Annotated in this window: 7 protein-coding genes and 3 pseudogenes; 7 read left to right on the top strand and 3 right to left on the bottom strand. The window is 69.6% G+C overall.

All coding sequences use genetic code 11. The features are described from left to right. The 3 genes from JF597_RS51140 to JF597_RS51130 all read right to left on the bottom strand — a co-directional run. The coding region (locus tag JF597_RS51140; protein WP_294013376.1) for a hypothetical protein at positions 1 to 228 on the bottom strand (228 nt) is incomplete at its 3' end. 546 nt (positions 229 to 774) lie between these two features. Beyond that, entirely contained in the window at positions 775 to 2,589 is a 1,815-nt protein-coding gene (locus JF597_RS51135) for a HAMP domain-containing sensor histidine kinase (protein WP_294013373.1), read from the bottom strand. Then, positions 2,586 to 3,275, bottom strand: coding sequence for a response regulator transcription factor (locus JF597_RS51130; RefSeq protein ID WP_294013370.1), 690 nt, complete (start codon positions 3,273 to 3,275; stop codon positions 2,586 to 2,588). The genes JF597_RS51135 and JF597_RS51130 overlap by 4 nt, the downstream gene beginning before the upstream one ends. A 261-nt stretch (positions 3,276 to 3,536) precedes the next feature. Here JF597_RS51130 and JF597_RS51125 point away from each other — a divergent pair. From JF597_RS51125 to JF597_RS51095, 7 genes and pseudogenes are all read left to right on the top strand, one after another. Further along, positions 3,537 to 3,760 (top strand): annotated as a pseudogene (locus JF597_RS51125) (hypothetical protein); the annotation flags it as partial. Positions 3,761 to 4,033: 273 nt separating this feature from the next. Continuing rightward, a pseudogene (locus JF597_RS51120) lies at positions 4,034 to 4,804 on the top strand (hypothetical protein). 326 nt (positions 4,805 to 5,130) lie between these two features. Further along, a complete protein-coding gene (locus JF597_RS51115; RefSeq protein WP_294013367.1) occupies positions 5,131 to 5,856 on the top strand; it encodes a hypothetical protein in 726 nt (241 codons plus the stop codon). After that, positions 5,853 to 7,274 (top strand): peptidoglycan-binding protein, encoded by a 1,422-nt coding sequence (locus JF597_RS51110; protein ID WP_294013364.1) that lies wholly within the window; start codon positions 5,853 to 5,855, stop codon positions 7,272 to 7,274. The genes JF597_RS51115 and JF597_RS51110 overlap by 4 nt, the downstream gene beginning before the upstream one ends. Continuing rightward, on the top strand, positions 7,271 to 8,011 hold the full coding sequence (locus JF597_RS51105) for an ABC transporter ATP-binding protein (protein WP_294013361.1): 741 nt from the start codon (positions 7,271 to 7,273) through the stop codon (positions 8,009 to 8,011). Before JF597_RS51110 ends, JF597_RS51105 begins: the two co-directional genes overlap by 4 nt. Beyond that, a pseudogene (locus JF597_RS51100) lies at positions 8,008 to 8,787 on the top strand (ABC transporter permease); the annotation flags it as partial. The gene JF597_RS51105 and the pseudogene JF597_RS51100, both read left to right, overlap by 4 nt. A gap of 121 nt (positions 8,788 to 8,908) precedes the next feature. After that, positions 8,909 to 9,211 (top strand): ABC transporter permease, encoded by a 303-nt coding sequence (locus tag JF597_RS51095; RefSeq protein ID WP_294013379.1) that lies wholly within the window; start codon positions 8,909 to 8,911, stop codon positions 9,209 to 9,211. Positions 9,212 to 9,286 lie beyond the last annotated feature (75 nt).

The following is a 9,286-nucleotide window of genomic DNA, read 5'->3' as shown; positions in this document are numbered from 1 at the left end:
CGGGCCGGGGTCGGTCAGAACCTCCGCCCTCCCCGACGCCAGGGCACGTGCCGACGCCCAGGGCGCCTCCACGTCCATTCGCCCGGGAAGCGTGAAGACGGAAGGGAGGCTACCGCCGATCATCGCGGCCCTGAGTTCGCTGCGATCCTCGTCAAGGAGGTAGACCGCTACCGCCACGGCACCCAGTCGGTGCACCGCCTCGCGGATGCCGCAGTGCAGGATCGTCACCAGATCAGTGCCTCGGATCCGCGTCGCCCCGTGTCTGCGGTGGTCTTCTCCTGCTGCGTCGAAGCTCTCCACTGAACAGCTCCCTATACCGAGAAGTATAGGTTCGCCGACGGATGGATCGCGTCCCGCGAAGTGGTGTGACCGATCGTGTGAGGTTGACCCCCGCGAGTGGACGCAATGCGGGAGATGCACGCCCGGCTCGTGCAGCTGCACGTCGAGTACGGCCCCGCACATCCTGGTCGAACCCGGCGGCGACTGCCACGCCGTCCGCCGCGACCTGGAGGAACTCCTGCGTCACGACCACGGCATCACCCACACCACCCTCCAGGTCGACCACGCGCCCACCCCGGCGCTCCAGGGCGCCCTGTCCGGCGACCGCGACCTGCTCCCCCTGGACGACACCGGACACTGCGAGGAGCCGCACGGCCCGGTCCACCGCGACGAGCCCCACGCACACTGAACCACTGAGGCACCGGGTACAGACCTTCCTGAATTCAGGAAGGTCTGTACCGGTCACCGGAGCGCATCCCGGACTTCCCGCGTGTTTCAGTCCGTCGGGCCGTCGGGTTGCTGGGCGCGGGGGAGCCAGATGGTGAACACCGCTCCGTTGCCGGGCCGGCTGTCGGCGGTGGCGGTTCCGCCGTGTTCCTCGACCAACTGGCGGACGATGGACAGGCCCAGTCCGCTGCCGCCGGTGTGTCTGCTGCGGGACTTCTCGGCCCGCCAGAAACGTTCGAAGACGTGGGGCAGGTCCTCGGGTGCGATGCCGCTGCCGGTGTCCTCCACCGAGAGGACGGCCAGGTCGTCGGCGGGCCAGGCGGTGACTGTGACGGTGCCGTCCGCGGGGGTGTGCCGGAGTGCGTTGGAGACGAGGTTGCCCAGGGCCTGGCGCATCCGTACCGGGTCGGCGTCCAGCCAGAGGCCGGGGTCGGTGTGCGCGTGCAGGCGGATGCCGGAGCTTTCGGCGTGGGCGCTGTGCGCCGAGACCACCTGGGCGATGAGTTCGTCCGCGCGTACTGGTTCGCGGTGCAGTTTCAGGGTGCCGGCGTCGGCTGCGGCGAGGTCGCGCAGATCGTCGATGATGTGCTGCAGGAGGAGTGCCTCGTCGTGCAGGGAGGCGATGAGGTCCGGGTCCAGGTCCAGCAGCCCGTCGCGGGTGACTTCCAGCCAGCCGCGGATGTTGGTCAGCGGGGTCCGTAGCTCGTGGGCGATGTCGCTGACCATGTCTTTGCGCTGGGCTTCCAGCTGTTCGCGGCGCTCGGTGAGGTCGTTGAAGGCGGCGGCCAGGTAACCGGTCTCGTCCTTGGTGGTGACGGTGACGCGCGCATGCTCCTGCGGTGGCTGCCGGGCTGCGGCGGTGAGGGCTCGCAGGGGTCGGACGAGTCGGATCGCGACGAGGGTGGTCATGGCGATGGTGACGGCGAGGACCAGCGCCGTGACGCCGATGATCTTGGCTTTGTTGGTGGGGGACAGGTCGAAACCGGCGGGCTGCCCACCCGGATTGCCCAGATAGAGCTTAGCCCTGGGGGCGACGTACGGGTCGAGTTGCGCGCGGCGCGCGTTGTCGACACAGGTCTGCGCCTGTTGTTCCAGAGGGGTGCCAACGAACCCAGGGACCGCTGGGGTGTCCAAGCCGGGAATGAATTGGATCGAAAGTGCTACGTGGTCGGATAGATACTCAGTACGGTCAGAGCAGGGCTTGACGAGAGCGCCGAGTTCGCCCAGCGCCTTCTTCTCCGTGGACGTGGGCCGACCGTAATCCGAGTCAAGGCACTCCGCCGGCACGGATCCTTCTCCGCCCTCGATGACGACTGTCGTATGCCCGCTGGGGATCTGCCGGAGGTCGGCCTCGAGCCCGTCTCGGCGGATGCACGCCAGACGCTTCTCGGCGACCTTCTTCAACTGGGCCCGTTCGGCCGCGGGGAGCCGGTACGGTCCTACCGCCCGCGGGTCGATCCCGGCGAGCTGGGCGCCTGGTTCGGTGTAGGTGTCGGTGGTCAGCGGGTCGACGGTGGCCGAGGCGCGGGCGGGCAGGGTGGTGCCCGGGGCGGCGGAGTCGGTGATGGTGTGTCCGGTCTCGGTCGTCAGGGCGATGCGCCGTCCCGTGGTGCGCGAGAGCGTGCGTACCAAGGTCTGCGCACCGTTCCAGTCGGCGTGGGTGGCGGCGAAGCCGCTCAGCTGCCGCAGGATGTCGGTGTCGTCGGAGAGGACCTGGCCGCGCTCCTCCTGGATGGCCCGTGTGGTGGTCTCGACGGCCAGCCAGGCGGTGGCGCCCACGGAGAGTGCGGCGATGGCCACGGAGGTGAGAAGGAGCCGTACCAGCAGGCTCTTGCGCCAGGGGACGCGGGGACCGGGCATCATGACGGCCGCCCGGTGAGCTTGTAACCGACGCCGAAGACCGTCACCAGCCGGACGGGCCTGCGCGGGTCCGCCTCGATCTTCTTGCGCAGGTTCATGATGTGTACGTCGATGGCGCGCTCGGTGGAGGCACGGTCGTGGCCCCGGGTGTGCTGCAGCAGTTGACGGCGCGAGAAGACCCGCTCGGGGTCCGCGGTCATGGCGTGGAGGATGGCGAACTCGCCGGGAGTGCACGGGACGGGGATGCCGTCGCAGGTGACCTCGTAGCGTGCGGGATCGACGGTGATGGCGCCCGCGCGGAGCACGGGAGAGTCGTCAACGGGGCGGTGGGTGCGGCGCAGCACCGTGCGGATACGGGCCAGCAGTTCCCGTGGGCTGTACGGCTTGGTCATGTAGTCGTCCGCGCCGAGTTCCAGGCCGATCAGCAGATCGTCCTCGGTGGAGCGGGCGGTGAGCATCAGTACGGGTGTGTCCCCGTCCTGGCGCAGCACACGGCACACGCCGAGACCGTCGACGTTGGGCAGCATCAGGTCCAGGACGACCAGGTCGGGCCTGCGGCGTCTGGCTTCGTCGATCGCGGCCCGGCCGTCGTGGACCACGACGGGGGTGTGACCCTCCTGAAGCAGCAGCCGGCGTATGAGCTCGGCCTGCATGGTGTCGTCTTCCGCGACCAGAATATGTGCGCACACCCCGGCGACCTTAACCCCGGGTATGTGGCATCGAGGAACCTGTGAGGGAGCCTTGAGGGCCTTCTCACACCCTGACAACTTCCTGATACCCGTGAGCCAGGCGTCACGCCGGGTGTCTGACGGGGTGTGGCTGCGATGGCGAGCCGATGAGCCGCGACCGGCCTGGTCGCAGCCGCGACAGCGTCCGTCGCCAGGTCCCGCGTGGTCACGCCGGGTCGCGTCGACACCGTGCCGCTCGTCCCCGGGGCCGGGGCTCCCCACGACTCGGCGTTCGGGCACTCCGGCCTCGGCCACGCCTGTGTGGGACCCGACGACGTCAAGGGTGGCGACGCCCGCATCAGGACGCCGCCTGGTTCTACGGCCACTCCCTCATCGGTGACGTGGTCGTGATGCGCAACTCCGACGACCGGGCGATCGCCCCCGACAACGGCCTCGACGGCGGACACATGTCGTGGGAGCAGTGGAAGGCGGGCTCCGCACGTTGAGGGGCGATCCTGTCGCGAGCCGTCGCCGTCGTCACCGCATCGGGACCGTTCCGAACTCGTGAGTCGTATCTGACGAGTTCCTCATACGTGTCTCCCAGGATGATGACCATGGCCACTTCAGCAATGCGTCGCCTGTCCCGACGGCGGCTGCCGCGTGCCCCGTTCGGCAACCGTCGGGCGACCACCTCCACCATCCCGGGCTTGAACCGTCTGGAGATACCGGTCGCCGTCCTGGCCCTGTCCGTCACCCTCGCGGGATGCGCGGGGACGGGAATGGGTGTCCGGACGGTCGACGCCGCCCGGCCGGCGGCCGGCGGAGCGAACGGCGCCTCGGCCGCCGCGCCCGCCACGACACAGGCGATGCCCGGGCGTACGTCCACGGACAGTGAAACGTCCGCGCCCGCCACGACACAGGCCATGCCCGGGCGGACATCCGCGGACAACGAAGCGGCCGCCCCCGCACAACTGCCGGGCCTCGGTCCGAAAACGCTGGCAAAGATCCCCGCGAACGAGCGCCAGGTGTGCTGGTCACCGGTCGAGACCAGAACTCCTCGACCTCGCAGGGGGTGCTGTACCGGCGCACGGGTCCGGGCTGGGAGCCGGGAGCCACCTGGCCGGCCCACAACGCCCACAACAGCTGGACGGACGACCACCACCTCAACGATCTTCGGTCGCCCATCGGCGTGTTCATCCTCACCGACGCCGGCGGACTGCTCGCCGATCCCGGCACCAAGCTGCCGTACAACCAGTCGCAGGGCTTCACCGTCGGCGGCACGGGTTTCGACGGCGAACCGCTCGCGGGCTCGTTCGACTACGTCATCGCGATCAACTACAACCGCAAGCCCGGAACCTCCCCCCCCGGACTGGACCCGCCCGCTCGGCGCGGGCAAGGGCGGCGGCGTCTGGCTGCACGTCGACCACGGCGGGCCCACGCACGCCTGCGTGAGCCTGGAGAAGAAGCACATGAAAGAACTCCTGCGCACGATCGACCCCGCTCAGCGCCCGGCGATCGTCATGGGGGACGCCGATTCCCTCGAACGCTGACGCGAACGGCGCGAGGCACGAGAGAGGCACAGGAGAAGAGCACCCGCCCCGGAGAGGCGTTGTGCTCGGTCAAGCTCAACACAATTCGATCGAAATGGTGAACTAGTATGTCATTCGTACTCAGGAGTGCCGCGTGGCCGGCGGTGGCGGTTGCCGGTGTGCTGGCGCTCACCGGATGTTCCCAAGGCGGCGACAGCCCGTCCGCGTCCGCGTCGGCCTCCTCAGGCGGCAGCACATCGTCCTTGGCCACCTCCGCCCAAAGTCTGCTGACGATCCCGGGGGATGCAGACGAGGACACCCGTAGGCAGTACGTCGATCAGAACGCGATGGCCACGTGCATGCGGGCCAAGGGCTTCACGTACACCCCGCACGTGTCGCAGGACGGCGCCGGCGATGCGATCAACGATGTCGACGGGAAGGACTACGCAGCGGCGAAGAAGTTCCGGAGCAAGTACGGATTCGGTCTCTACGCGGGAGCCGTCTACCGGAACGACCCGAACGTATGGGGCAGCGAGGCGTACATGAACAAGGACACCAACCCGGACTCCGCATACCTCAAGGCCCTCACGCCGACCCAGAAAAAGGCCTATGACACGGCGTTCGGGGCCAAGGGGCCTACCGACGCACATAACAAGCTTGGTTTGACGGGGTGTCTGAAGGAGGCATACGACAAGGCCTACGGGCCCGAGAAGTCCCAGGCCGAAATCGAGAAGCAGGCGGCCGAGGACAAGGAGCGCGCCCTCGCCGCGAAGCAGGCCCTCAACGGCAACCCTGAACTGGTCCGACTCGCACAGCAGTTCGCGAGCTGCCTGACGAAGGACGGGATCAACGTCACCACCACGCAGCCGACAGAGATGGGCGATATGGTGAAGTTCCAGGTCGGCAGTCAGCTGCCGCCGAACGGCATCCTGAGCCTCAGCAAGAGCGAGGCCACCGCCAAGCTGACGCACGAGATCGACCTCGCCAAGAAGGACCTGGAGTGCGGCAAGGACTTCCGGGCCGCGTACTTCGCCAAGTACGCCAAGCACCCCTTCGAGAGTGTCACCGGATGAACCTCCGTTTCCCCCGCGGCCCCAAGCGCCGCAGCAGGCAGGTCGCACTGATCGTCGGCGTGGTCACGCTGGTCGGCGCGGGCGGCTGGTTCGCCGGTACGCAGATGCAGTCGCCCACCGACGCCCTGGCCGCACACCAACCGCCGAAGTCCGGGCCGGTCACCGTCGCGGTGGCGCGCCAGAAGCTGACCGCCAACGTGGTGACCCAGGGCAGTGTGGAGTTCGGGGCGTCGAAGTCCATCTCGCTGTCCGGGCCCGTGGGTTCCGCCAGTTCGTCGAAGGACGATATCAGCACCCCCCTGGTCACCAGGGCTCCGAAGGAAGGGGTCGTGCTGACCGAGGGCAGCGTACTGATGCAGGTCAGCGGACGTCCGGTGTTCGTGCTGCGGGGTTCGGTGCCGATGTACCGGACGCTCGGCCCGGGTGTCTCGGGTGACGACGTCGAGCAGTTGCAGAGCGCGCTGCGCAGGCTCGGTCACGACCCGGGGGGCGTCACCGGGCACTACGGCCAGGGCACGGCGACGGCGGTGACCCAGTGGTACGAGGGCAAGGGATTCCAGGCCCAGAAGCCCACCGCCGACGACCAGACGCAGCTCGGCGACCTGGAAAAGGGCGTGACAGACGCACAGTTGGCGCTGCTTCAGGCCGAGAACGGCGGGGACGGGGGTGCGGACGGGGGCGGCAAGGGCGATGGTGGCGCCGCCACGCCGTCCTCTTCCGACGCCGAGCACAATCTCGGACTGAAGTCCGCGCAGGAACAGCTGCAGCAGGCGAACCAAGCGCTCAGCTCGTTCAAGGCGGCCTACGGCACCAAGGTCCCGGCCGGCGAGGTCGTCTTCCTGCCCGACCTACCGGTCCGTGTCGGCAAGGTCAAGGTGCACCTCGGTGACAACCCGGCGGGAGCCGTCGCCACGGTGACGAGCTCGGACGTCGTGGTGCAGGCGGTCGTACCCGGCACGGACGGCGCCCTGCTGCACAAAGGCATGCCGGCCCGGATCGAGACGACGGACGGCAAACACGTCACCGGCGAGCTGGCACAGGTCGGCGGCTCCGCTCCGTCGGGCGACGGCGCAAAGGACGGGACCGACGGGGGCCAGGAAACCGACTCGGGCTCCGGCGACCCGTCCGCCCCGGTGCAGCTGGTGATCTCTGTGTCCGAGCCCGGAGCACTGAAGAACCAGGTGGGCACCACGGTCAAGGTCACCGTCGACCTGGGCTCCTCCAAGGGTGCCGTTCTTGTGGTGCCTTTGGCGGCGGTGCACACCAACGCCGACGGGAAGGCCGGCGTACGGGTACAGCGGGACGGCAAGGTCGTCGACGTGCCGGTCAAGGTGGGCCTTTCCGCCGCCGGGCAGGTCGAGGTCACCCCGGACGGCAGCACGCTGGCCGAGGGCGACCAGGTGGTGGTCGGGCAGTGAGACGCAAGCCCGTACCGGCCCCGGCGATCCCGGAGGAGGCACCGGACCCGGACACCGTGATCGAACTACGGTCGCTCAACCGGGTCTTCGACTCCGAACCACCGGTGCACGCCCTGCGGGACCTGGACCTGACGGTCCGGCGCGGGGAGCATCTGTCGATCGTCGGGCCCTCCGGTTCCGGGAAGTCGACGCTGCTCAACACCCTCGGCCTGCTGGACCGGCCGACGTCGGGCAGCTACTGGCTGGACGGGGTGCTCACCAACACCCTCGGCGACCTGGAACGGACCGCGCTGCGCGGCAGCCGCATCGGCTTCGTCTTCCAGTCCTTCCACCTGCTGCCGTATCGGACCGTGGACGAGAACGTCATGCTCGCCGAGACCTACCGGGCTCCCCGTCCCGGTCGTGGGCGCGGCACCCGGGCCGAACGCGCCCGGGACGCCCTGGCCCGGGTCGGGCTCGGACATCGCTTCGGCTTCCTGCCCACGCGGCTGTCCGGCGGCGAGCGGCAGCGGGTGGCCATCGCCCGCGCCCTGATGGGCGAGCCCGCCCTGCTGCTGTGCGACGAGCCGACCGGCAACCTGGACAGCGAGAACACCGAGTCGGTGCTCTCGCTGTTCGACCAGTTGCAGGCGCAGGGCATGGCGCTGCTCGTGATCACGCACGACGACACCGTGAGCAAGCGTGCGAGCAGGCGGGTGCGGATCAACGACGGACGCCTCAGTCAGGAGAGCGCATGACAGTCCGTACGCCTGACGCCTCCGTGGCCGGTTCACCGGACACGGCGGACTCCTCCCTCCGGCGCCGGCACGGGCAGGGCCGACCGCGGCTGCGCCGGTCGCGGCGGAGCGACCGGCACGACCGGCCGTGGATGGACCCCAGGGACCTGTGGTCGGAGTCGCTGGCCGGGGTACTCGCCCGTCCGGTCCGCTCGATGCTGACGACCCTGGGCACGGTGCTGGGCATCGGCACGCTGGTCATCACGATCGGTGTGGCAGCGACGGCGGCGAACCAGATCGTCGGCCGCTTCGACGCCCTCACCGCCACCTCGGTGTCCGTCGTGGTGCCGACCCCGGCGCCGGGCTCGCTCGATCCCGCGCTGGTGCGGTGGTCGGGCGTCGACGCGGTCGGTCGTCTCGCCGGAGTCGAGTCGGCCGCCGCGCTCTCCGACTCCGACGACGCCGCGAACGTCCAGGTACGGGCGAACGAGGTGATCGCGCCCGGTACGGTGAGCGGGCAGACCATGCCGGTCGTCTCGGCCACCGCGAATCTGCCCGCCGCGGTCCGCGGCACCATGACCAGCGGCCGCTTCTTCGACAGCGGTGACATCAACCGTCACGCCCGGGTGGCGGTCCTCGGCGACCAGGCGGCGCGGTTGCTGGGCATCGACGACGTACGGCGGACTCCCGCCGTCTTCTTCAAGGGCCAGTCCTTCACGGTGATCGGTGTGCTCGGCGGGTTCCAGCGGGAGCAGCGCCTGTCCGTCTCCGTGATGCTGCCGCCGACCACGGGGGCGGACCGGATGGGCCTGAAGGACGTCACCCGGGTGCTGATCAACACCTCCCTCGGCGCGGCCGAGCAGGTCGCGCATCAGGCTGGGTGCGATCGGCATCGCCAACGTCACGCTCGTCACGGTGATGGAGCGGGTCGGCGAGATCGGGCTCCGGCGCGCCCTCGGTGCCTCACGGCGCCAGGTGGCCGGACAGTTCCTCGCGGAGTCCACCACGATCGGGCTGCTCGGCGGGATCGTCGGCGCCGCCCTCGGTGTGCTGGTGGTCGTCAGCGTGGCGGGGGTGAAGCAGTGGACCCCCGTCCTGGACTTCCGGCTCGCTCTGGGGGCCCCGGTGGCGGGCGTCCTCGTGGGCTTCCTTGCAGGCCTGTACCCGTCACTGCGCGCCGCCCGCATGGAGCCGGCGGACGCTCTGCGCTCGCCGTCCTGAACGGGAGGCCGGGGTCCTGGACGTCTCCGTACGTGCCGCCGCTGCCGACCGCCCGGCCTCCGAATCTCCGTGGCA

The sequence above is a fragment of the Streptomyces sp. genome (assembly GCF_019510245.1).
Classification (GTDB): domain Bacteria; phylum Actinomycetota; class Actinomycetes; order Streptomycetales; family Streptomycetaceae; genus Streptomyces.
The sequence above is the reverse complement of the archived record's forward strand: the minus strand, read 5'-3'. Positions and strand labels throughout refer to the sequence as shown.

Coding starts and splice junctions, on each gene's coding strand:
- JF597_RS51135 (WP_294013373.1), bottom strand. CDS start 2,589: ATGATGCCCGGTCCCCGCGTCCCCTGGCGCAAGAGCCTGCTGGTACGG.
- JF597_RS51115 (WP_294013367.1), top strand. CDS start 5,131: ATGGCCACGTGCATGCGGGCCAAGGGCTTCACGTACACCCCGCACGTG.
- JF597_RS51110 (WP_294013364.1), top strand. CDS start 5,853: ATGAACCTCCGTTTCCCCCGCGGCCCCAAGCGCCGCAGCAGGCAGGTC.
- JF597_RS51095 (WP_294013379.1), top strand. CDS start 8,909: ATGGAGCGGGTCGGCGAGATCGGGCTCCGGCGCGCCCTCGGTGCCTCA.